General features: G+C 31.7%; 22 protein-coding genes and 1 rRNA gene. 17 read left to right on the top strand and 6 right to left on the bottom strand.

What is annotated here, in order from left to right:
* From BXY80_RS06120 to dapF, 5 genes are all read right to left on the bottom strand, one after another.
* Nucleotides 1–672 carry a peptidoglycan-binding protein LysM gene (locus BXY80_RS06120; RefSeq protein ID WP_120200388.1) on the bottom strand — a complete coding sequence of 224 codons (672 nt, stop codon included), beginning with the start codon at nt 670–672 and terminating at the stop codon, nt 1–3.
* Between the two features lie 109 nt (nt 673–781).
* The gene (locus BXY80_RS06115; RefSeq protein ID WP_120200387.1) at nt 782–1,684 is read right to left on the bottom strand and encodes a DUF2279 domain-containing protein; all 903 of its coding nucleotides are present in this window, start codon (nt 1,682–1,684) and stop codon (nt 782–784) included.
* 13 nt (nt 1,685–1,697) lie between these two features.
* Nucleotides 1,698–2,741 (bottom strand): endolytic transglycosylase MltG, encoded by a 1,044-nt coding sequence (gene mltG, locus BXY80_RS06110; protein ID WP_120200386.1) that lies wholly within the window; start codon nt 2,739–2,741, stop codon nt 1,698–1,700.
* Complete coding sequence (locus BXY80_RS06105; protein ID WP_120200385.1) at nt 2,742–3,266, bottom strand: GNAT family N-acetyltransferase; 525 nt, start codon at nt 3,264–3,266, stop codon at nt 2,742–2,744.
* Complete coding sequence (gene dapF / locus BXY80_RS06100) at nt 3,260–4,036, bottom strand: diaminopimelate epimerase (protein ID WP_120200384.1); 777 nt, start codon at nt 4,034–4,036, stop codon at nt 3,260–3,262. The genes BXY80_RS06105 and dapF overlap by 7 nt, the downstream gene beginning before the upstream one ends.
* Nucleotides 4,037–4,183: 147 nt before the next feature.
* Between dapF and BXY80_RS06095 the strand changes: the two genes are divergently transcribed.
* The 17 genes from BXY80_RS06095 (at nt 4,184) to BXY80_RS06015 (ending at nt 23,875) form a co-directional block, all read left to right on the top strand.
* The gene (locus BXY80_RS06095; protein WP_120200383.1) at nt 4,184–5,599 is read left to right on the top strand and encodes a trypsin-like peptidase domain-containing protein; all 1,416 of its coding nucleotides are present in this window, start codon (nt 4,184–4,186) and stop codon (nt 5,597–5,599) included.
* 144 nt (nt 5,600–5,743) lie between these two features.
* Nucleotides 5,744–7,192, top strand: coding sequence for a glyceraldehyde-3-phosphate dehydrogenase (locus BXY80_RS06090; RefSeq protein WP_120200382.1), 1,449 nt, complete (start codon nt 5,744–5,746; stop codon nt 7,190–7,192).
* Nucleotides 7,193–7,333: 141 nt separating this feature from the next.
* On the top strand, nt 7,334–7,942 hold the full coding sequence (locus tag BXY80_RS06085; protein WP_120200381.1) for a tRNA (guanine-N1)-methyltransferase: 609 nt from the start codon (nt 7,334–7,336) through the stop codon (nt 7,940–7,942).
* Between the two features lie 127 nt (nt 7,943–8,069).
* Nucleotides 8,070–8,513, top strand: coding sequence for a GNAT family N-acetyltransferase (locus tag BXY80_RS06080; protein WP_120200818.1), 444 nt, complete (start codon nt 8,070–8,072; stop codon nt 8,511–8,513).
* Nucleotides 8,514–8,565: 52 nt separating this feature from the next.
* Nucleotides 8,566–9,243 (top strand): tRNA (guanosine(37)-N1)-methyltransferase TrmD, encoded by a 678-nt coding sequence (gene trmD, locus BXY80_RS06075; protein WP_120200380.1) that lies wholly within the window; start codon nt 8,566–8,568, stop codon nt 9,241–9,243.
* Nucleotides 9,244–9,518: 275 nt separating this feature from the next.
* The gene (rplS, locus tag BXY80_RS06070; RefSeq protein WP_120200379.1) at nt 9,519–9,869 is read left to right on the top strand and encodes a 50S ribosomal protein L19; all 351 of its coding nucleotides are present in this window, start codon (nt 9,519–9,521) and stop codon (nt 9,867–9,869) included.
* A 911-nt stretch (nt 9,870–10,780) separates the two neighbouring features.
* Nucleotides 10,781–13,009, top strand: a complete 2,229-nt coding sequence (locus tag BXY80_RS06065; protein WP_120200378.1) for an NADP-dependent isocitrate dehydrogenase — start codon at nt 10,781–10,783, stop codon at nt 13,007–13,009.
* A gap of 102 nt (nt 13,010–13,111) precedes the next feature.
* A complete protein-coding gene (murQ, locus tag BXY80_RS06060; protein ID WP_120200377.1) occupies nt 13,112–13,930 on the top strand; it encodes an N-acetylmuramic acid 6-phosphate etherase in 819 nt (272 codons plus the stop codon).
* Complete coding sequence (locus tag BXY80_RS06055; RefSeq protein ID WP_120200376.1) at nt 13,920–14,150, top strand: DUF6095 family protein; 231 nt, start codon at nt 13,920–13,922, stop codon at nt 14,148–14,150. The genes murQ and BXY80_RS06055 overlap by 11 nt, the downstream gene beginning before the upstream one ends.
* A gap of 460 nt (nt 14,151–14,610) precedes the next feature.
* On the top strand, nt 14,611–16,080 hold the full coding sequence (locus BXY80_RS06050; RefSeq protein ID WP_120200375.1) for an SUMF1/EgtB/PvdO family nonheme iron enzyme: 1,470 nt from the start codon (nt 14,611–14,613) through the stop codon (nt 16,078–16,080).
* Between the two features lie 10 nt (nt 16,081–16,090).
* Entirely contained in the window at nt 16,091–17,494 is a 1,404-nt protein-coding gene (locus BXY80_RS06045) for a hypothetical protein (protein WP_245977186.1), read from the top strand.
* Nucleotides 17,495–17,514: 20 nt separating this feature from the next.
* The gene (locus tag BXY80_RS06040) at nt 17,515–18,309 is read left to right on the top strand and encodes a T9SS type A sorting domain-containing protein (protein ID WP_120200374.1); all 795 of its coding nucleotides are present in this window, start codon (nt 17,515–17,517) and stop codon (nt 18,307–18,309) included.
* 485 nt (nt 18,310–18,794) lie between these two features.
* Nucleotides 18,795–19,715, top strand: coding sequence for a hypothetical protein (locus BXY80_RS06035; protein ID WP_120200373.1), 921 nt, complete (start codon nt 18,795–18,797; stop codon nt 19,713–19,715).
* A 6-nt stretch (nt 19,716–19,721) separates the two neighbouring features.
* On the top strand, nt 19,722–20,450 hold the full coding sequence (locus tag BXY80_RS06030) for a DUF4412 domain-containing protein (RefSeq protein WP_120200372.1): 729 nt from the start codon (nt 19,722–19,724) through the stop codon (nt 20,448–20,450).
* A 51-nt stretch (nt 20,451–20,501) separates the two neighbouring features.
* On the top strand, nt 20,502–21,857 hold the full coding sequence (locus tag BXY80_RS06025; protein WP_147376106.1) for a hypothetical protein: 1,356 nt from the start codon (nt 20,502–20,504) through the stop codon (nt 21,855–21,857).
* Nucleotides 21,858–21,881: 24 nt separating this feature from the next.
* Nucleotides 21,882–23,414, top strand: coding sequence for a tail fiber domain-containing protein (locus tag BXY80_RS06020; RefSeq protein WP_120200370.1), 1,533 nt, complete (start codon nt 21,882–21,884; stop codon nt 23,412–23,414).
* A complete protein-coding gene (locus BXY80_RS06015) occupies nt 23,411–23,875 on the top strand; it encodes a T9SS type A sorting domain-containing protein (protein WP_147376105.1) in 465 nt (154 codons plus the stop codon). Before BXY80_RS06020 ends, BXY80_RS06015 begins: the two co-directional genes overlap by 4 nt.
* A gap of 170 nt (nt 23,876–24,045) precedes the next feature.
* On the opposite strand, the gene rrf is transcribed toward BXY80_RS06015, so the two are convergent.
* Nucleotides 24,046–24,138, bottom strand: a 5S ribosomal RNA gene (gene rrf / locus BXY80_RS06010); the annotation flags it as partial.

Genomic DNA, 24,138 nt, shown 5'->3' with positions numbered 1-24,138 from the left:
TTATAACGTAGCCTTTGCTCTTTTATCTGGTATGATTGAAGATGTATCATAACCTGAAAACTTTTTCATATAATATTTAACAGATGCACCATAAGCATCAGAAAAATTGTTAGCACCATAGCTTCGTAAAAACTTTTTTACGTTACCAGGTCCACCTAAATGTGCTGCTGCTAAAATTCCTGATTCAGTAACTAAAACACCATGAATGCTTTTTCCTGTAAACCTCTTAATATCTTTTCTTAATATCCACTTATTACGCTCAGCATTTGCCAAAAAAGCTTTTTCTTGTAATTGTGGGTTGTATAAAAACTGATTAGGATTGTAAATACCTATCATTTTTAATGTTTCTTTTCCAAATTGATATTTACCTAAATATCCTAAAGTATTTACAGTAAAATAATCACCACGAGACTCTTTAAAAGCCAAAGCTTCTTTAAAGCCAATGTAGCTTTTACCTAAAAAAGGGAAAAAATGGTCTTGAGCATTTAATGAATTGGAAAGTTTAGTTTCATTTGAATTTAAAGCCAAATCTCTTGAAACTGTATAATCTAGTTCAAGTCCTTCAGTAGAATACCTACTCATATCTAATGAAGCGTTCGTCGATAGCGCAATGTAAAGTACTGCACCAATAGCTAGAGGGATAGCAAAATAATTAATTACATTTTTAATCATAATACTAAGTTTAAGTAAGGTTTTTTATTCCCCAAAAATCACCTTACAATTTCAGCATGCAAATATACGCTTATTTTTAATTTACTGAAAATTAGCTGTTAAAGTGTTGTTAAAAGTAGATATAATGTAGCTTGAAGCCATTTTTCTCGTTCAACTCCAAAGTAGGAAATGGCACTTTAACGAAGTTAAAAACACTTAATAGAGATTTTAATACGCGAGAATTTGTTTTAATTCTAGTTAAATCTATATCTAAACTTAAGTAATATTGTCGTGTTCTATTTTGAGTAATAAATAGTGAACTTTCTGGTTCATTTATTCCAGTTAGCATTCCGTCTGCTCCATAGCCAAAAGCAACATTAAGCCATTTAGGAATTTTACTTTCTTTAAAAAACGAATGCACATTAACACTTAACCAATAGGTTTGTCCATTATAATCTTTTAGTACTTCTTCTAAAAAACCTTCGCCTAATTTATCTGGCCTTTGTGAAGCAAACTTGGTTTGATGAAACGAATATTTTAAAGTCATACGCTGCTCTTTCCAAAGTAATTCTTGTCCAACATACAATCCAGTTCCTGCTGCGTTAGCAGTCATATCTCCCCAAGAAAAACCCCATTCGCTAGAAAAACCATCTAAAACCTCAACAGCAGTTAAAAAACTAAAACCTAAAGTAGAACCATAAATTAACTGATTTTTTTCACTTACGCCACTCCAATTTAAAAGCTCTGCTCCTACTTTACCTAATTGATAAGACGAAAACACATGACCAAGCTTATCCATCTGCATCCATTCACTATTATCATTTATTGTATGAAACTTAGATCTAGGATAATCTTTATACCACAATTGGTTTAACCCAATTAAAGTTACAGCGGCTATTGAAGATTGAGTGATTGCTACTGCATTTCGTCTTTTAATATTAAGTGTATCACTTGATGTTAAAAAGCTGTCTAACTTAGTTTGAGAGTATGAAGATATAGTACATAAAATGACGACTATATATATGATTTTCATTTTCAAAAAAAAATTATCTGTTTATTCCTTGAGACGATAAATAACGCTGATATTCTCTAGCATTTACATTATGCTGAGATAGTGTTTTTGCAAATTTATGAAAGCCAAAACGTTTAGCATCTGCAGCAAAATAAAGGTATTTGTGCTTTTCATAATTTAAAACAGCATCTATTGCTGATATATCTGGCATAGCAATAAGACCTGGAGGCAAACCAGCATTCTTGTATGTATTATATGGTGACTCAATTTCTTTATGCACATTTAAAACACGTTTTATAACAGTGTTTTTATATTTTGGTAATTGATATGCTGCAAATTTTAAAGTTGGGTCTGCCTGCAAAGGCATACCAATTCTAATTCTGTTCATATAAACACCAGCAATTCTAGGTTGTTCACTTGCTTGTTTAGATTCTTCATGCACGATTGATGCTAAAGTCATTACTTCGTTTGGAGATAAACCTATGGCTTTAGCTTTATTCTTTCTAGAGTCATTCCAAAACGTATTATACTCTTTGAGCATTCTATCTCTAAATTGCTCTCCAGATGTATTCCAAAAAAACTCGTAACTATTAGGAACAAAAATGCCAAGCAAGTCTTTTTCTTGTATTCCAGTAGAAAACATAAAAGCTTTATTAGTGAATGCTTCAATTAACGATGTACTATCGGCTTCAATTTGTGTTGCTATACGACCTGCTAATTTTTCTAAACTTTCTTGATTATTAAATGCTACTTTTATTGGTGTATTCTTACTTCTTATAGAATTAATAATATCATTATTATTCATCCCTTTTTTAATGATATACTTACCTGCCTTAATATTTGTATTATATTTTTTTCTTTCAGCTAATGCATCAAAAGCATCGATATCATTTAATAAAGGTTCTAATTGTTCTCTAACATCATTATAACTTGACCCTGTTGGTACGTAAATGTATGCTTCCTCATTATTGAAAGCTGTATTAGGTGAAAACATTGCATTATAAACATAATAAGCGAAAAATGCTGCGATTACAATTCCTATAAGCGCGATAGCCCAAAGTATTTTTTTTATATACATTTAATTTTTAATTCGTTGTAGTAAATATTCGTTTTTATAAGAACCATTAACGTAGTTCCAATCTTTTTTTAATCCAATTTTATAAAAGCCTTGACCTTCAAACAATTTTAAACTTGCTACGTTATCTTCAGAAATATTACAATATAACTGATGCAAACCTAAATGTGTTGTGCTATATGCAATTAATAATGACAAAGCTTCTTTAGCATAACCTCTTTGTCTATTACTATTATCTTTAATTAAAACGCCAACGCCTGCTCTATTATTTTTAGCATCAAAATCAAAAATATCTATCAAGCCTAAGACTACGTTATCATAATCACAAATAACCAATCGTAGTTGTTTAACTTCATAAATATCTTTATGCGCATTATCTAAATATTGTTTTATTAAGAATTTAGAATACGGTGTAATTGTACTGCTAATTTCCCAAATAGATTCATCATTTTCAATATCATGAATAAAGTTTAAGTCTTCAGGCTCTAAAGCTCTTAAATATATATGCTCTCCTTTTAGTGTTAACATTCTATAGTACCTTTAAAAACCTGCTTTGCAGGACCAATGAGCCATATATCTCGATAAGTATTTTCTTCTTCTACAAAAGACACTTGAAGCGTTCCTCCTTGGGTTTTTAATTCAACTATATTTTTTTCGGTTTCACCTATATAATTCATAGCAATTGCAACTGCCGTTACTCCTGTACCGCAAGATAAGGTTTCGTCTTCAACACCTCTTTCATAGGTACGAACTCTAAAACTACCATTAGCGATTTTAGTAACAAAATTAACATTGCTTCCTGCTTTATTATAAGGCTCAGCATATCTAATTTTTGCGCCTTCAGATTTTATATCTATAGTACTCAAATTGTCTTCTAATTGTACATGATGCGGAGAACCAGTATCTAAAAAAACATGTGTTTTATGTTGCTCTACATGTTTTACATCTTGTATTTGAAGCTTAACCACATCATCTTTAATCGTTGCTTTATGTATACCATCAATAGCCTCAAATGTAGCTGTGCTATCTATAATACCAAGATATTTAGCAAAAGCTACTGCACATCTACTCCCATTACCACAAAAGCTTTGCGTAGCATCAGCATTATAATAAATCATTTTAAAATCAACCTTATCATCATTCTCAACTAATATCAATCCATCAGCTCCAATACCAAAACGTCTATCACAAATAAATGCAATACGCTTTACATCATTTGTATCGAAAACATGTTGACGATTGTCAATCATCACAAAATCATTTCCGGTACCTTGATATTTAAAAAATTCCACTTTCATATACAGAGCAAATATAGGAATAATGCATCGATTATTTTGATGTTAAATCATCGTTAAAACTGACGTTAAAAATCGTTAAAGTTAAATTGACATTTCAATAAATAATTAATTTTAAACGTTGTTTAATTTTACTTAAAACTGAAAACTATGAAGAAGATTTTAACCTTAGTGTTTGTTTCTGTATTAGGTGGAGCAATAACATTGTCTGCCTACAAATTATGGATTGAAAAAAACGAATCAATTTCAATGCAATCTCAGCAGGAACAACCTCATTTTATTCCTACAAATTATAAAACATCGACAGCAAATTTAATAGATGAGGCGCATCCAAGCTTTGTTAATGCTGCAGAAAAAACAATACATGCTGTTGTACATGTTAAAAATACCACAATGAGTTCTGGGCAACTTACTTTTGAAGATTTATTTTTTGGAAGACGTTCACAAAGACCACAAATAGGAACTGGTAGTGGTGTGATTATATCTCCAGATGGCTATATTATTACAAACAACCACGTTATTGATGGTGCTCAAAATATATCGATTACTTTAAACAATAATAAAATTTATGATGCTGAGCTTATTGGTACAGATGCAAAAACAGATATTGCATTGTTAAAAGTTAATGCCGACAACGAATTGCCTTTTGTTACATTTGGCGATTCTGACGCTGCAAAAATTGGAGAATGGGTTTTAGCAGTTGGTAATCCGTTTAACTTAACATCTACAGTTACTGCTGGTATTATTAGTGCTAAAGCAAGAGATTTATCTGGAAGAAACTCACAATCCTTTATTCAAACAGATGCAGCGGTAAATCCAGGAAACTCAGGTGGCGCTTTGGTAAACTCTAGTGGAGAATTAGTTGGCATTAATACAGCAATTTCATCTCAAACTGGTTCATACATTGGTTACTCCTTTGCTGTGCCAAGTAATATTGCTAGAAAAGTAGTTGAAGATATAATGGAATTTGGTGATGTACAAACAGGAATTTTAGGCGTATCAATACTTAACAAAAACTCAAAAGAAGCAATAGATCAAGGATTAAACGAAATAAATGGTGTTTATATAAGCGAGGTTACCGAAAACTCTGGAGCTAAAAAAGCTGGAATACAGAGTGGAGACATTATTAAAAAATTAGATGATATAGAAATCTCAAAATTTTCAGACTTAAGCGGTTATTTAAGTACTAAAAGACCTAATGATGTTGTAAATGTAGAGCTACTAAGAGATGATAAAGTAAAAACATTTTCTGTTACATTATCAAAAAATGAAATATTAACTTTTGATTTTATGAACATGCAATTAAAAAATCTGCCAGATAACTTTAAAAAACAAAATGATATCAGCCATGGTGTTGTTGTTCAAGAGAATAAAAACTCTTGGTTATATTCAAAATTAGGGATTACTAAAGGTTATATTATTACAGATATTAATGATAAAAAAATCAATAGTGTTGAGGATTTAAAAACCATTAAAGAAAAATACGGTAACACACTTGAAGATAATATTGATAAAATTGGACTTATCAATAGACAAGGAAAACGAGAACAATTTATTTTTAGATAAACATCTAATATTAATATATAAAACCCCTTTAGTACTAATGTTATTAAAGGGGTTTTTATTTTCTATAATAAAGACTTAAAAAACGTTTGAAATGTATTATTTTTGCAAAAATTTTAACACAACAACACACAAAAATTTAACACAATGAGTTTGAACGGAACTTATGAAAAGGAATTAGCTTTTCAAGCAGATCGTAGAAGAGCAACAGTAGAGTTTATAAAGATTGTTAGTGACCTTTGGTACGACAAATCTATTGAACTTGTACTTTTTAGAAATCAATTAATAGACAGAAATGTAAGTGAAATTTTAAATCTTCATGAATATGCTGGAGAGTTTGTACAAAAACCAATTTCTATTTTTGATTCAGTTGAAATTGCTCAAGCGATAAAGACTCTTGACTTGCCTCCTGCAAAACTAGACATTGGTAAATTAACTTACGAGTATCATTTAGAAGATCAAAAATATAGTAATGCCACAGCTTTTGTTGCAGACAAACTAAAAGATGCAAATAAGGATGAAGCTATTGAGCCTAAAGATGTAATTCTTTATGGTTTTGGTAGAATTGGCCGTTTAGTGGCTAGAGAATTAATGACTAGAACTGGTAAAGGAAGCCAACTTCGTTTAAGAGCCATTGTAACTCGTGGAGCTATAGATAAAACTGTTTTAGAAAAAAGAGCTTCTCTATTACGTAACGATTCAGTTCATGGTGATTTTTCAGGAACTGTAGTTGCAGATATAGACAACAGCGCACTTCTTATAAACGGAACAACTGTAAATATTATTTCGGCTAATGCGCCAGAAGATATTGACTATACAAAATACGGAATTAACAACGCTTTAGTTATTGATAATACAGGTGCTTTTAGAGATAAAGAAGCATTAAGTAGGCACTTAGCCTCTAAAGGAGTTGATAAAGTATTATTAACTGCACCAGGTAAAGGTGTACCAAATATTGTACACGGTGTAAATCACTTTGAAAACAATCCTGATAAAGTAGATATTTTCTCTGCTGCATCTTGTACAACAAATGCAATCACTCCTATTTTAAAAGCTATGGAAGATTCATTTGGAGTTATTAGTGGTCATTTAGAAACAATACATGCTTATACTAACGATCAAAACTTAGTAGATAATTTTCATAAAAAATACAGACGCGGACGTGCAGCTGGTTTAAATATGGTAATTACCGAAACTGGAGCTGGAAGTGCAGTATCTAAAGCTTTACCTTCATTTGAAGGAAAACTTACATCAAACGCAATTCGTGTTCCTGTACCTAATGGTTCTCTAGCTATATTAAATTTAGAGCTAGAAAAATCAACTTCTGTTGATGGCATTAATGCAGTAATGAAAAAGTATGCTTTAGAAGGTGATTTGGTTGAGCAAATTAAATATGAAATGAGCGACGAACTAGTATCAAGTGATATTGTTGGTAGTTCTGCGCCTTCAATTTATGATAGTAAAGCAACTATTGTTAGAGCTGACGGAAAAAACACATTGCTATATATATGGTATGATAACGAATATGGTTACAGCCATCAAGTAATAAGATTAGCAAAATACATAGCAAAAGTAAGACGTCATACTTATTATTAGTAGGTAAGATCTAATTTTGTTTTTTAATCGTATATAACATAGCCTCACATAATAGTGAGGCTATTCGTTTAATATTTTATTGTACATCAAAACAATTTATTATATTGTTCATAATTAACCAGACAAAAATAATCCAACCAAATGAATTCTTTTAAAACTGTATTATTTACTGCATTTTCATTCCTATTCTTTATTACAACAAACGCACAAGAAGTCCCTGAAAAAGATAAATTATCACTAAATAGTGGTACAATTGATAATCAATTCGATTATGTAATAAGGCGTTCAAATAGCTGGCAAGATTACAAAACGGTTAAAAAAACATGGCTTTACAAACTTAAAGCACACACTTTAGACTCTCTAAAAGCTGTTCATAAAGATTTAACAGATACACAAGCTATTGTAGACAAACAAGCCAAAGAGATTTCAGAATTAAAAAACAATTTAACTAATACGCAAACAACTTTAGACCAAACCAATATTGAAAAGGATAATATTTCCCTTTTCGGAATCCAAATGAGTAAGGCTAGTTATGGCATTTTATTATGGAGTGTTATAGGTGGCTTATTTGCATTGCTTTTATTATTTATTTATAAATTTAGAAGTAGTAATGCTGTAACAAAACAAGCTAAATTATCTTTAGCTGAAACTGAAGAAGAGTTTGAAGAACACAGACGTAATGCACTTGAGCGCGAGCAAAAAGTTAGACGTCAGTTACAAGACGAAATCAATAAGCAAAAGAATGCTTAATATTTTGTTTTATAAGCCGTCGTACTGAACGCAGTCGAAGTGTTTTTTCAGTACCTCATAAACTATTAAATTAAAAATCTGTAATTTGGTTGCTGAGCATGTCGAAGCATTGATTACAGATTTTTTTATGACCATTACCCAAGCAGATACTAACAACTTAAATGGTTTAGCTATATTATTTGATGACTATCGTGTTTTTTACAAGCAAGATTCAAATATAAATCAAGCAAAAACATTTTTACTCGAACGCTTAAAAAATAAAGATTCGGTAATCTATATAGCTTATATAGATGATGCAGCAGTTGGTTTTACACAATTATACCCTTTGTTTTCTTCAGTAGCTATGCAACCTATATACTTACTTAACGATTTATATGTAGATGCAAATCATAGAGGAAAAGGCATTGGTGAAGCTCTTATCAATAAGGCTAAGCAATTATGTATTGACAAAAACAATAAAGGTTTAGCCATACAAACAGCATTTGATAATCCTGCACAAGATTTATACCAACGTTTGGGATTTGCTAAAGATTCCGATTTACATTTTTTTTGGAAACAACAAAACGTATAGGGTTTTATTATTCTTGTTATTCTTTGCATCTTTGCATACTTAATTAATTACAATGCGTATAGATATCATAACAGTTTTACCAGAATTACTTAAAAGCCCTTTTGAAGCTTCAATTTTAAAACGAGCAATAGAAGCAAATTTAGTAAGTGTACACTTTCATAATTTAAGAGATTATACTACAGATAATTATAAATCTATTGACGATACTCAATTTGGAGGTGGAGCTGGTATGGTTATGATGATTGAGCCAATAGATAAATGCATTTCTAAACTACAATCAGAAAGAGATTATAATGAGATTATATACATGACACCAGATGGCGAGCAATTAAACCAAAGTATTGCCAATCAAATCTCATTAAAAGAAAACATTATTATTTTATGCGGTCATTATAAAGGTGTAGACCAACGTGTTCGTGATAAATTCATAACTAAAGAAATTTCGATAGGTGATTATGTATTATCAGGAGGAGAATTAGGAGCAGCAGTATTGTGCGATGCAGTAATTAGACTAATCCCAGGAGTTTTAGGTAATGAAACTTCAGCTCTTACAGATTCGTTTCAAGACAATCTATTAGCTCCACCAATTTATACGAGGCCAAGAGAGTATAAAGGCATGAAAGTACCAGAGGTTTTGTTTAGTGGTAATTTTCCTGAAATTGAAAAATGGCGTGAAGAACAAGCTTACCAACGCACTAAAGATAGACGACCAGATTTACTAGAAGAATAGTGAATAGTGAATAGTGAATAGTGAATAGTGAAATATATATAATAGCAACTCCTAACTCCTAACTCCTAACTCCTAACTCCTAACTCCTAACTCCTAACTCCTAACTCCTAACTCCTAACTCCTAACTCCTAACTCCTAACTCCTAACAAACTAAAAACTTTTCACTTTTAGCTTTCTACTTTTAACTTTTTAACTATCTTTGCACTCAATTTTAGATTAACCTCTGGCGAGATACGTGAATGTTGATTTGAAACAACCATTATAAATAAAAGAAAATGAATTCTTTAGTAAAATTTGTACAAGACGAATTTGTAACAACAAAAGATTTTCCAGAATTTGGAGCTGGTGATACAATAACAGTGTATTACGAAATTAAAGAGGGAAGCAAAACACGTACGCAGTTTTTTAAAGGTGTAGTATTACAACGTAAAGGATCTGGTAGTTCTGAAACATTTACAATTAGAAAAATGTCTGGAACTGTTGGTGTAGAACGTATTTTCCCAATTAACTTACCTGCACTTCAAAAAGTAGAAGTAAACAAAAAAGGTAAAGTTAGAAGAGCAAGAATTTACTACTTTAGAGGTCTTACTGGTAAAAAAGCAAGAATCAAAGAAGTTAGAAGATAAGCTTCAAAACCCTACAATATTAAGCCTTGATAACCTCAAGGCTTTTTTTATTAACTTTTGTTAATAAACTCGGTTCATAAATTGTGAATATCTATAAAGCTATAAAATTTGGAATTTTCAAATGAAATGATACTTTAGCTAAACAATTAACAACAAACTTAGTTTGGTTTTGAAAGAAGTTTTAAATTAATGTTAAATTGCAATAAAGTAACGTTCTTTATATAATTGTTTTTTGAGATTTAATAGCTGCATGTGTAGGCATGTGAAGCGAAAAAATCATGAAGCTTTAAAAATTATTGAATGCTTAGGTAGATGATAAGGATTAAAGTGGAAAGCTTAGAAAAAGTAGTGTAAACGAAAGTGAGTACGAAAAGGAAGAGCAATGTTTTTGAAAGTATAGAACACGAAAGTGGATGATAAAAGAAAAAACATCAAGAAAAACAATTAAACTGAAATAAAGTAATAACAGGTCAATACATTTTGAAAGTTATGAAACATTTCTATGAAATAGTGAAACTTGAACCGAAAAAAAGATGAGGGAATATGCATTGTATATTCAGCTATCAAATTAAAGTTAACAGCAATGTTAAATAGGTCATGCAGAAGTATTTCAAAAAAGCCATGTCAAAGTAGTTCAGCTACAGTGATATGGCTTTTGTTTTTTTAACTAATTCCTTTTCCTGTTTTTAAAACTTTAAGAGATTAGCTCATTATATATTTAACATTTCCATTTTCAAATCCATAATTAAATTACTTTAAATTATAGTTTTCTCAAATTTACAACCTCAAATTTCCCATCCTAATAAAACTCATCTACTAAGTAGTTACGCGACTAAATAAGATATTGGTTTTTTGTATATTTGCAAAACTTAAAATTTAAGCAGTTCACAACAAAATAAATTCAACCATATATGGCAAATACTCCAACAATTATCTACACAAAAACAGACGAAGCTCCTGCATTAGCTACGCATTCCTTATTACCTATTGTAAAATCTTTTACAGCATCATCAGGCATAAATGTAGAAACAAGAGATATCTCTCTAGCTGGACGTATACTTGCAAATTTTTCAGACTTTTTAACAGAAGATCAAAAAGTTCCAAATGCATTAGCAGAATTAGGTGATTTAGCAAAATTACCTGAAGCAAACATTATCAAGTTACCAAATATTAGCGCATCTGTACCACAATTAAAAGCAGCTATAAAAGAGTTACAAACTCAAGGTTATGCCTTACCAGATTTTCCAGATGAGCCAGAAACCGAAGAAGCTAAAAACATAAGGTCTCGTTACGATAAAATAAAAGGAAGTGCTGTAAACCCTGTATTGCGTGAAGGTAACTCAGATAGACGTGCTCCAAAAGCGGTTAAGAATTTTGCTAAGAAAAACCCACATTCTATGGGTGCTTGGTCTTCTAATTCGCAAACACATGTTTCAACTATGGCGCATGGCGATTTTTGTCATAATGAAAAATCCATCACACTATCAAATGCAACAGATGTAAAAATTGTACATACAGATACACATGGAAATGCAACAACTCTAAAAGCAAGCACACCTTTATTGGCTGGCGAAATTATCGATGCTTCAGTTATGAGTAAAACTGCGTTATTAGAATTTTTAAAAGAACAAATTACAGACGCAAAAACTAAAGGTGTTTTATTCTCATTACATATGAAAGCTACCATGATGAAAGTATCTGACCCAATTATTTTTGGTCATGCTGTTCGTGCATTTTTTGCTGATGTATTTAAAAAACATGGTGAAACATTAGAAGATTTAGGTGTTGATGTAAATAATGGTTTTGGAAATTTAGTTGGCAAACTTCAAGAATTATCAGAAGATAAAAGAAATGCTATCGAAGCAGATATTGCATCTGCTTTTAAAAATGGTCCAGATTTAGCAATGGTAAATTCAGATAAAGGTATTACCAATCTTCACGTGCCAAGTGATGTTATTATTGACGCTTCAATGCCAGCAATGATTCGTACATCAGGACAAATGTGGAATGCTGAAGGCAATCAACAAGATACTAAAGCAGTAATTCCTGATAGTAGTTATGCCGGAATTTATACTGCAACAATTAATTTCTGTAAACAACATGGTGCATTTGACCCAACAACAATGGGAACAGTTCCTAATGTAGGATTAATGGCTCAAAAAGCTGAAGAATACGGTTCTCATGATAAAACATTTGAAATAACTTCTAACGGAACAGTTACAGTTATCGATACCAACGGAAATACTTTAATTTCTCATAATGTTGAAACTGGTGATATCTGGAGAATGTGTCAAGTTAAAGATGCTCCAATTCAAGATTGGATTAAACTAGCAGTAACTAGAGCAAGAGCTTCTCAAACACCAGCAGTATTCTGGTTAGATAAAAATAGAGCTCATGACGCAGAGTTAATTAAAAAGGTAAATCAATATCTACCAAATCATAATACATCAGGCTTAGATATTAGAATTTTATCTCCTATTGAAGCTACACTATTTACTTTAGAGCGTATTAAAGATGGTAAAGACACTATTTCTGTTACAGGAAATGTTTTACGTGATTATTTAACAGACCTCTTCCCAATTTTAGAATTAGGTACAAGTGCAAAAATGTTATCTATTGTACCACTTATGAATGGTGGCGGATTATTTGAAACAGGAGCTGGTGGTTCTGCACCAAAACACGTACAGCAATTTGAAAAAGAAAACCATTTACGTTGGGATTCTTTAGGAGAATTTTTAGCCTTAGCCGTTTCTCTTGAGCATTTTGGAGAAGTAAACAATAATCCAAAAGCAAAAATTCTATCTGAAACTTTAGACGATGCTACCGAGAAATTATTAGCAAACGGAAAATCACCTTCACGAAAAGTTAACGAATTAGATAACAGAGGAAGCCATTTCTATCTAGCGCTTTTCTGGGCTGAAGCATTAGCAAATCAAACTGAAGATGAAGCTTTAAAAACTCAATTTGCAAAAGTATATTCAGATTTAAAATCTAACGAATTAAAAATTGTAGAAGAATTAAACTCAGCTCAAGGTAAGCCAATGAATATTGGAGGTTATTACGAACCAAATGAGAAATCAACATCTCAAGCAATGAGACCAAGTAATACATTTAATGCAATTATAGATTCAGTATCTTAATATTAAATTATAGATTGCAAAAGCTCCTTTATTTAAAAGGAGCTTTTTAAATTAAAAATAACAGCTAAAGAACCTAACAATAGAATTCATTACTTTTGATATATGAATTTCACAAAAACTACAGAACAAGATTCAAACTACAATCATTTAGAAAAAATGACTGTAAGCGAATTACTTACCAATATAAATAGCGAAGATAAAACTGTGGCTTTAGCTGTTGAAAAAGCAATTCCTCAAATTGAAATTTTAGTCAATCAAATTGTTCAAAAACTAGAAAAAGGTGGACGCCTTTTTTACATAGGAGCAGGAACAAGTGGTCGCTTAGGTATTTTAGATGCTAGTGAATGTCCACCTACTTTTGGTGTTTCTTATGACTTAGTTATTGGGTTAATTGCTGGTGGAGATTCTGCAATTAGAAAAGCAGTAGAATTTGCTGAAGATTCTACAACACAAGGTTGGAAAGATCTACAAAATTATAATATTTCAGAAAAAGACGTAGTTATTGGTATTGCGGCATCTGGCACGACACCTTATGTGATTTCGGCTTTAAAAAACTGTAATAAAAACCAAATAATCACAGGTTGTATCACTTCAAATCATAACAGTCCGCTTTCTCAAACTGCCCAATATCCTGTAGAAGTTATTGTAGGTCCAGAATTTGTTACAGGCAGTTCTAGAATGAAAGCAGGAACAGCACAAAAAATGACGCTTAATATGATTACCACTACTACTATGATTAAACTTGAAAAAGTAAAGGGCAACAAAATGGTAGACATGCAACTAAGTAACAATAAATTAGTTAACAGAGGCATTAAAATGATAATGAGTGAATTAAATATCTCACAAAAAGAAGCTCAAAACTTACTAGACAAATACAAAAACGTTAGAACAGCAATACAACATTACAATAATGGAAACTAATAAAACTGATAAAGATTTACTAGTAAAAGGACTAAAAACAATGGGGATAACTTTAGTTTTAATGTTTCTAGGTCCTACATTATTATATATTGTTTTAGGTAATAATGATAAACCCTTTTATATACCTCTGTTAATTATTTCTATTGCCATTTGTGGCCTCGCTATTTTTTTTGGCTTTAGAGGTCTTAAAATTATTATGGACAGCATGTTTAAAAAGTAATAAAAATTTATTTCTCTTCATTATTTATTAAACTATACTTATCTGCTTTCAAAAAAGTTAAATAGTTTTATCTATTTTCTTTCAGTAAACAAAATATTTTACGGTAAACAAACCTTTTCTGTTAATTAAAAATTCCTCCAATACATTTTTTGTATACAAAAAAGTGCAAATTTTGACCATTCATACATTTAGTAAACTTTTAAATATAGCATTTTTTAACTTTACACTAAAGCTATAAAACATTAATAATCAGCTACTATTAAAAGCGTCACACTATTAAACAAATAGACTATTGTTACATATGTTATATAGTTTGTTACATATCATGCATCAAGTTTTCATTAGCTAATATAATTTCGTAGAGTAATTTTTTTACCATATGAATATTGAAAATTTAAACAATGTTTACTTTTTTAATTGTTGAACACTAATACATATCTATTAACATAAAATCAATATTATGAAAACAAAATTTACACTTTTATTTATTATCCTTTTTAGCTATACAATACATAGCAATAATATTAGGGTAAACAACATCTCATTAGAAAATTTAAATGAAGTATCTAATTGGGTACATGTTGAATTTGATTTAGCTTGGGATAATTCATGGAGAATAAGTTCAGGACCATCCAATTGGGATGCAGCTTGGGTTTTTATTAAATATCGAGTAAACAATGGAACCTGGACACATGGTATTATAAGTCAAGCCAACTCAGTAGCCTCTCCAGGAGCAACATTAGATGTTACTTCTGATGGTATTGGAGCATTTGTCTACAGAGATTCAGACGGAAGCGGTAATGTAAACTACCAAAATATGCAAATTCGTTGGAATTTTGGTTCTACAGATACTGACGATATTATCGACATTCAAGTATTTGCTATAGAAATGGTATATGTACCTGAAGGTTCTTTTTATGTAGGCGGCACTACTGGAGATGAAGCCAATAAATTTCACTCTGGTGGTTTTTCTACATCTTCATCATTTAGAATCACATCTGAGGCAGCATTAACCATCGCTAATACAAGTGGAAACTTATACTATACAGCTACCAATGCAAATGGAGGTGATCAAACAGGTGTACTTAGTGCTTCATACCCTAAAGGGTTTAATGATTTTTATGCTATGAAGTATGAAGTTACAGAATCGCAATGGTTAGGCTTCTTTAATAGCTTGACTGAGAATCAAAAAACGAACAGAGATGTTACAGATGCAAATCACAAAAATAGTGATGCTGTTGTAAGTCGAAATACAATTGCTTGGACTGGTGGAACCGCAAGTGCTACTACCACAGCACCAGATAGAGCAATTAGTTATTTAAATATTGCAGATATGAATGCATACATGGATTGGACAGGATTACGTCCTTTAAGTGAATTAGAATATGAAAAAGCCTGTAGAGGTCCTATAATACCAAAACCTGGTGAATTTGCTTGGGGAAGTGCAAATATAGCTTCTAACGATTATACACTAGTAAATTCAGGGTTTTCAAGTGAGAGAATTACTAACCCAGAAACTAATACTGGAAATGCAATATATAGTTTAACAAATGGGTCAATCGACGGACCTGTAAGAAACGGAATTTTTGCAGCTAGTGCTGTAAACAATAACCGTGAAGAAACTGGTGGTAGTTATTATGGTATCATGGAACTTTCTGGAAACTTATATGAACGTTGTGTAACCGTAGGAACATTGCAAGGACGAAATTTTACTGGGCTTCATGGAAATGGAATTATAAGTTCTACTACAGGAAATGGAACCGTGTCTAATTGGCCAAATAATACAACAGGAGATGGCTATAGTTTTAGAGGCGGAAGCTGGTTAAATGGTTCTGACTTTATTAGAGTTTCAGATCGGTACGATGGAGCTTCTATTATTTCTAGTGGGAACAATCGCTTAGGGTTTAGAGCAGCTAGAACAGCACCTTAATCTCTGAACAATGAAAAAAAGATTTATAATAATATCTTTTTTACTCTTTTGTAGTAACAGTTTGTTTGCACAATTTAACGGAAGTAATGGCGATGGCTATGCTGACAATAGAAAAACTGCAACCACACTCGAAAACATTTCATTAACTATTCTATATGAAGGTAATAATGGTGATGGTTTCGATAGAAAACTTATCTCAGCAACAACCTTAGATAATATTTCTTTAGCTGTACTATATGAAGGTGGAAATGGTGATGGCTTCGATAATGAAGCATTAGTCGCTACTACTTTAGAAAATATATCACTAACCATATTATATGAAGGCGGAAATGGTGATGGGTTCTCTAATAGAATTTTAGCAGCTACAACACTAGAAAATATATCATTGGCTGTATTATATGATGGCGGCAATGGTGATGGGTTTGCTCTAGAAGAATCAAACAAAAACATTTTAACTGGTGAGATGATTACATTCATGTTTGCTGGTGGTAATGGTGATGGGTTTGCTCTAGAACAATCAAACAAAAACATTCTAACAGGTGAAATGATTACGTTTATGTTCGCTGGTGGAAATGGTGATGGGTTTTCTGTAAATCAAGAAAGCACATTCTTAGACCCTAATCAAATAGTAGATTTAAGGTTGAATATAAAAGCATTTTTACAAGGACCATTAATAAACCCAACAAACCCTGCATATATGAATGATGCTTTAAGAACAAACAACGACCTTCCAACAACTAGTCCTTATCAAGATTTAGCTGTTATTAACACTTCTGTTTTAAATGATGGAGGTACCAGTGGCCTTGGCAGTACTTCAGATGATATTGTAGATTGGATATGGGTAGAAATACGAAGCAATGTAGACAACACTCTTGTGGTAGATAGTTCATCTGCATTAATACAACGAGATGGTGATGTAGTAGACCTTGATGGAACATCAGATGTAATTTTACAAGGAACTACTAATAGCTATTATGTTGTTATAAAACATCGAAACCATTTAGGAGTTATGACTGGTAATCCAATAAATTTAAGTGTAGTAGCAAGTTCAATAGACTTTACAAACGCTAGCACTTTAACCTTTGGTACTAACGCACAAGTATTTTTAAATAAGATAACCAAAGCGCTATGGGCAGGTGATGCTAATAATGATGGTGTAGTACAATATGCAGGAGACACACCAGATTCACCAAGTATTTTATCATTTATACTTAATGATCCTAGCAATCTTTTAAATTTCCCTACGCATGCTATCTCTGGTTATTATACTTATGATTTAGATCTTAATGGTACAACACAATATTCTGGCTTAAATCCAGACACACCATTTATTTTACAAAATGTACTCTTGCATCCAGGTAATTTCTTGAATTTGAGTACTTATAAAATAACTGAGCAATTACCAGAAAATTAATTTAAAAAAAATTATATATCATGAAAAAAATTATATCTCTTATTATAATCCTCTTTTTAAGTCTTAGCCTTAATGCACAAGATGGATATACATATACATTATCACATAATGGTGGTTATAGCTTTACTATTTCTGCTGTGCCAAATGCAAGTCCTTCAAACTTTGCAACATCGGTTCAAAGTTATGGGTTTACTATTATTTTAACAGATGGTATTACTGCTAGTATAACATCATCTTTAGGAAATGGAGCTAATGATACTTTTTTCGACGGAACTAATGTTGCTCAACCAACTATCGATGGTTATTTAATAACTGAGGTTTTAGGAAGCCCAATATCATTGGCAGCTCCTTCTAGTGGGACTAATTCTGCTATGGTAACTGTTTTAGTTAATGGATCGCCTACAACTGGGTCTATAAGTATTTTAGCAAATGATTCTACATTAGCAACAACAGTAACAGCTTTAAAGAGTTTTATGGCGGCAGATATGGTAGATGATGGCATGGCAATGTTTCCAAATGTGGTAGATTCTAATACTTCTGCTTTATCTGGTATGACTTCTTTTAATTTTAGTACATTAGACGTTAATGATTCAGAACTAATTGAATTCTCTATCTATCCTAACCCAACATCAGATTATATTACGATACAATCTACTAAAACTGTTGACAATGTAGAAATCTACGACTTATTAGGGAAATTGGTTATGAGTAGTTCAAAAAAACATATAGATGTTAAGAGCTTAAGTTCTGGAGCTTATTTAGTTAAAGTAAAAATAGATGATAAAATAACCGTAAAAAAAATCATTAAAGAATAAATAAAAACTCAAATAGTATTAGTTGAAAAAGGAAACAATTTATGTTTCCTTTTTTTTATAATACAACATTTATGCAAAATCACAGATTCACACAAACATAACTAACAATACAACACACAGATACAATACAGTGTAACATATCTTATATACTTTGTTACAATAGTAATATCCTTAATCAGGATTCTATAATAGTTTTGTAATACCAAACTAGTGCACACAATCTATCCCTAATTAATTTAATTACCAAGCACTACAAAAGCAGATGGTAATACTGAAAATAAGCCCTCAAAAAAATTATTTATGTTTTGATTATTTAAAGAGGGTCATTATGAGCTAAGTTACACTTAAGAGTAAAGCAATAAAATCTGTTAAGCTTTATAAAAAAAAATATGAAGACGCTATTAATCATGTGAGAGAAAGGGAAATAATGAAAATCATAAGGAGTTGTTTCCCTTTTTATTTAAAACTTTAAAGATGAAAAAATTATGAAACTAAAATTAATGTTAACAGGATTTTTAGTACTTCTATTTGGTACAACTGCTAAAGCGCAACTCTTAGAAAAATTAAAGAAAAGAGCAAAAGAGAAAGGGCTAGAAACTAAAGAAGTTTCTTATGATACTACAGGCAACACAAAAAACAGAACAACATCTTATGAAAGAGAAGAATTAGTACTTAATTCAGCTAAAGACTTCTTTAATAAAGATGTTGTCTTAAAATTGATAGATGATAAAAATATGATTATCCAAACCATGTATTTTGACAAAGAGGTCATTGCAATGCGCACTGAACAAAATGATAAGTCTAAACCAATCTATCATGATAACAAAGGCAAATTTTATGTTTTTAATGAAGACGAAGACTATTATGAGAAAGCATCCTTATTACCGCCAAGCTTATCAGGATTTATGCTTGCTGGTATGGTTCCTCAAGCATACAATTTGCCTTCAGAACCTTATTTAGAAGCATTTCAAGCATTAGAAGACATTGATTCTAGTCTTAATTTTATGATACTAGAGTTGGCTTTTATTTATAAACCCATTCACTTTAAAAATAACGAAAACTATACACCAGTAAGAGTGAAATGTAATGTATCTAGTGATTGCACTCGTTTTAACTATAATAATCCCGAATATCCTGAAAGCTATATTCAGTTTGATGATAAAGGCAGATTAGTAATACTTAAAATAAAAACTACCACGGCATTTGGTAATAAGTCACATAACTCAAATATGCAAGAACCTACTTCGGGCAAATACGTTTACTCTTATCAAGAATGCAGTGTAAAATTGCCAGATGCTATAGAACAATCAATGATTCCTGGTCCATTGGGTAAAATACTCAATTTAGAAAAAGGTTTAGAACCCTGGAAACACAATAAGAAAGATAAAAAAAAACAAAAAAATTAAAGTATCATGAAAACTAAAGTTATTCTTCTAATCACATTATGCTTGTTTATAAGCATTTCAGTAAAGTCACAAAATCCAACGAAAAAAATCATGGAAGCTATGATGGGTTCCAAAAAATTAGACGCATCAAAATTACCTAACACATATGAGTTTAGTTGGGAGTTTAAAACCGAAATAAAATCTGCAAAAAATGAAACTATGGAGATGAATTACCTCATAGGAGAAGATAAAGATTACATAGGAATGGAAATGTCGGGAAAAGACTTTAAACAAATGGGTGAAATGAGAATCGTTATGGATTTAAAATCAAAAATTATGATTATGTTTATGAATGCTCAAGACCAAAACATGGCTCAGATAACTAAGCTTCCTAAAGAAAAACATAATATGGCAGAAGATTATGGCTACGGTTATAAAGAAATTGGAACTAAAGACATCTTAGGCTTTGAATGTTACGGTATTGAGTTAGAAAATGCAAATTACATTGGCACCATGTATTTTACTCTAGATGCACCAGTAAACTTTAGTGCCTTCATGGCATTTGCAAATAATAAAAATGGACCTAAAGGATTTGACCCAGCACTTTTAAAAGTACTAAAAGAAGAAGCTTTGCTTATGGAAATGAATTTTAAACATAAAAAGAAAAAGAAACAAAGTTTTACTATGCATGCCATAAGTCTTAACAAAAAGAAAACCACTATAAACACAAAAGAATACTCAAATTTGGGGTTTTAATCATTGGACAAGCAAATTAAAAAAAAGCTATTAATCTATATATCATTTATTATGAAAACCAAATTAATTTTACTGCTAACTATTTTAATGACATCATTATCCTTTGCACAAAGTAAAGGCATAAACTATAAGGCTTTAATTAAAGATTCTGGTGGAAACGTACTTGCAAATGCAACAATTACAGTAGAATTTAATATTCTTCAAGGCGCTGGAATGACTTCTGTATACCAAGAATCTCATACTACAACTAGTGGAGCTAATGGTATTATTATAGTTAATATTGGCGAAGGCACAATTATTAGCGGTAACTATAATGCAATTGATTGGGCTACTGATGCTCATTTTTTAAACGTCCAAATGGATTCTGGAGCTGGTTTAACCGATTTGGGAACTACCGAATTTAAAGCAGTGCCATATGCCTTAAATGCAGCTAGTAAAATAGATGAACTATCAGATGGGAAATCTGACAACGATGGTACAGATAATGGATCCTCTGTCTTTATAGGTATTAGAGCAGGCTACAACGATAATGCTGCAGACAATAAAAATATTGGTGTTGGGTATGAAGCTCTTCTAAATAATACATCGGGACTACAAAATAGTGCTCTAGGTTATCAAACTTTATCTAATAATTTAGGTTTTGGTAATACAGGTATTGGAGCCTTTGCACTTTCTTTTAATAATATCGGATCAGAAAACGTAGCTGTTGGAAGTGGAGCACTATTTAATAACATTGATGGTTTTAATAATACAGCAATTGGTACTAGTTCTCTTTTTAATAATACAACTGGAAATAAAAATATAGGAAATGGGTATAGATCACTTTATAGTAATACTTCTGGCATTCAAAACACAGCTGTTGGTAATGAAGCATTATACAATAATATTACAGGGTCTGAAAATACAGCATATGGTTATCAGGCTCTTTTTAATAATACAGATGGAAATCGAAATTTTGCAAGCGGTTATAAAGCACTATTTAATATTAATACTGGTGATTTCAACACAGCCATCGGTTATCAATCGCTTTTTAACAGCAATGAAGGATCTAATAATACAGCAATTGGATATAGAACACTAGAAAATAATGTATCTGGTACGTCAAATACTGCCATTGGCAATAATGCTGGTCGTGATAATATTATAGGAGATGGAAACGTATTTATTGGATCTTTTGCAGGTGCGCAAGAAACAGGTAGCGGTAAACTTTATATAGAAAATAGGAGTCATGATGCTAATGGTGCACTTATTTACGGTGATTTTGGTATTAATATTTTAAGAACCAATAGTGAGTTTCAAATAGGTAATCCAACACTAACTGGTTTTGCGTTTCCTACCGCAGATGGCTCAACGAATCAAGTATTGCAAACAGATGGTAATGGTACTTTAACTTGGGCAGATAATTAAAGTACTTCTTCAGGTCTCGAAACTTTGGATGAAGGCAATGGTATAGGCTGGCGGCTTATTGGAAGAAATCCAAATCTTTATGGTAATATTGGACGTCAAGCTGTTGATTTAAGTTTTAGTAATGATGGGGTTTTTGTTTTTGGTGCATTAGCAGATTATTCTACCGCAATTGGCTTCAATGTTAGCGCAGAGTCATATGCATCAACTGTAATTGGGCGTCGTAATGAAGGAGGTGGTACTCTAGATTCTTGGGTTGAAACTGACCCTCTATTTGAAATAGGAAATGGAACATTCTTGGATAGATCAAATGCGCTTACGATCTTAAAAAACGGAACCATAACAGCCCCAAGTTTTGATATTTCTGAAATTACTAACCCTAAAGCCCTAATCACTAAAGAATTTGCCGATGCTAATTATTCTGGGGGTGGTTCTGGCACAGAACCTTCTGGTTTAGAAGCATTAGATGAAGGTGAAGGCATAGGTTGGAGATTAATAGGTAGCGATCCTAATAATTTTGGCGATATTGGCGAATTCGCAATAGACTTGAGTTTTGCCGAAGATTCATCAACAACTAATGGTGCTACTGGGTTTGGAGCAATTGCCATTGGAAATTCCGTATCATCAACTGGAGCAGTTTCAACTGCAATTGGTATTGCAACATCTTCTTCTGGAATCGGATCAACAGCAATGGGAGCTGGTACAATTGCTTCAGGCGATTACTCTACCGCTTTGGGAAACTCAAGTACTGCTGCTGAAAATCATACTACTGCAATTGGCTATTTAAACAATGCAAGTGCTTTAGGAGCTACTGCGATTGGTTATCAAACTTCTGCATCTGGTGTTTATGCCACAGCAACAGGTCATGGCACAATAGCCGAAGGATGGTATTCATTTACAAGTGGCAGAAACACACTAGCCTCTGGAAGCTATTCCGTTTCAATGGGACAAGCCACAACTGCGTCTGGGTTTTATTCATTTGCAATTGGTGATGGAACTAAAGCAGAATCATTAGGCTCAACTGCTATAGGTCACTTTAATCTTGGTGGTGGTACGCCTAACACCATGGTTTCAACCGATCCACTTTTTGAAATTGGCAATGGATCTAGCGATATAGCACGTAGCAATGCACTTACAATTTATCGAAACGGAAATGCAACATTAGCAGGTACACTCACACAAAACTCAGACAGACGGTTAAAAACAAATATTAAAGAACTTCAATATGGATTACAAACTATTTTAAATTTAAATCCTGTAAGTTATAACTGGAAGCGTTATCCAGAAGAAACGCAACAATCTCTTGGCTTAATTGCTCAAGAAGTGCAACCATTAATAGAAGAAATTGTAAAAATTGGAATTGATAAAGATCAAACATTAAGTCTAAGTTATACAGAACTCATACCTATTTTAATTAAAGCCATGCAAGAGCAACAAACTTTAATTAATACTCAAGAAAAACAGATTGAAGGTTTATCTGCTGAACTCATAAAATTTAAAGAGTTCGATCAACGAATTAAGAAATTAGAAGCATTAAATACTAATACTTTAGAAAAATGAAAACGATAATAAAAAGCATTCTTTTTTTGTTCGGAGCATTCATGTCTTCACAAGCACAAACTATTGATAAATTTAGTATCGATAGTGGCGGAAATAATGTTGCAATTGATAATATTCATGTATTATATACCATTGGAGAAGTTATAGTTCAAGAATTTAACATGGGTAATCTTCAAGTATCAAGTGGGTTTATTAATTCAGATAATTCTAGTACCTTAGGGTTAACACCAATCACAAATTCAACATATAATCTAATTGTTTATCCAAATCCCGCATCAGCATATATATTTATAAAATCCGATATTCCTATTGATTCTATAGAAATATATAATGTTTTAGGAAGCAAAGTTATTGAGACCAAATTGAAAACAATAAACGTTTATAATTTACAATCTGGATTATATCTTATAAAAATAGTTTCTAAAAATAAAAAAGTTACTAAAAAGGTATTGATTCAATAATAATACAACGTATTTATACCTAAGATAAAACCGCTCTTATCTATTAACTTTTTAAGATCTAAAAAAAAGATCTCCCATTACTATAGTTCATATGATGTAAAGATTAAAACAAAAAACCCTTACCAATTTATGGTAAGGGTTTCAGTAAATGTCGATTTGCATCGGCACAAAAAAGGCAACGACCTACTCTCCCACAAATGCAGTACCATCGGCGCAAATGGGCTTAACTTCTCTGTTCGGAATGGTAAGAGGTGAGCCCCATC

It is taken from the genome of Ichthyenterobacterium magnum (assembly GCF_003610635.1).
In the GTDB taxonomy this organism is placed as follows: domain Bacteria; phylum Bacteroidota; class Bacteroidia; order Flavobacteriales; family Flavobacteriaceae; genus Ichthyenterobacterium; species Ichthyenterobacterium magnum.
The sequence above is the reverse complement of the archived record's forward strand: the minus strand, read 5'-3'. Positions and strand labels throughout refer to the sequence as shown.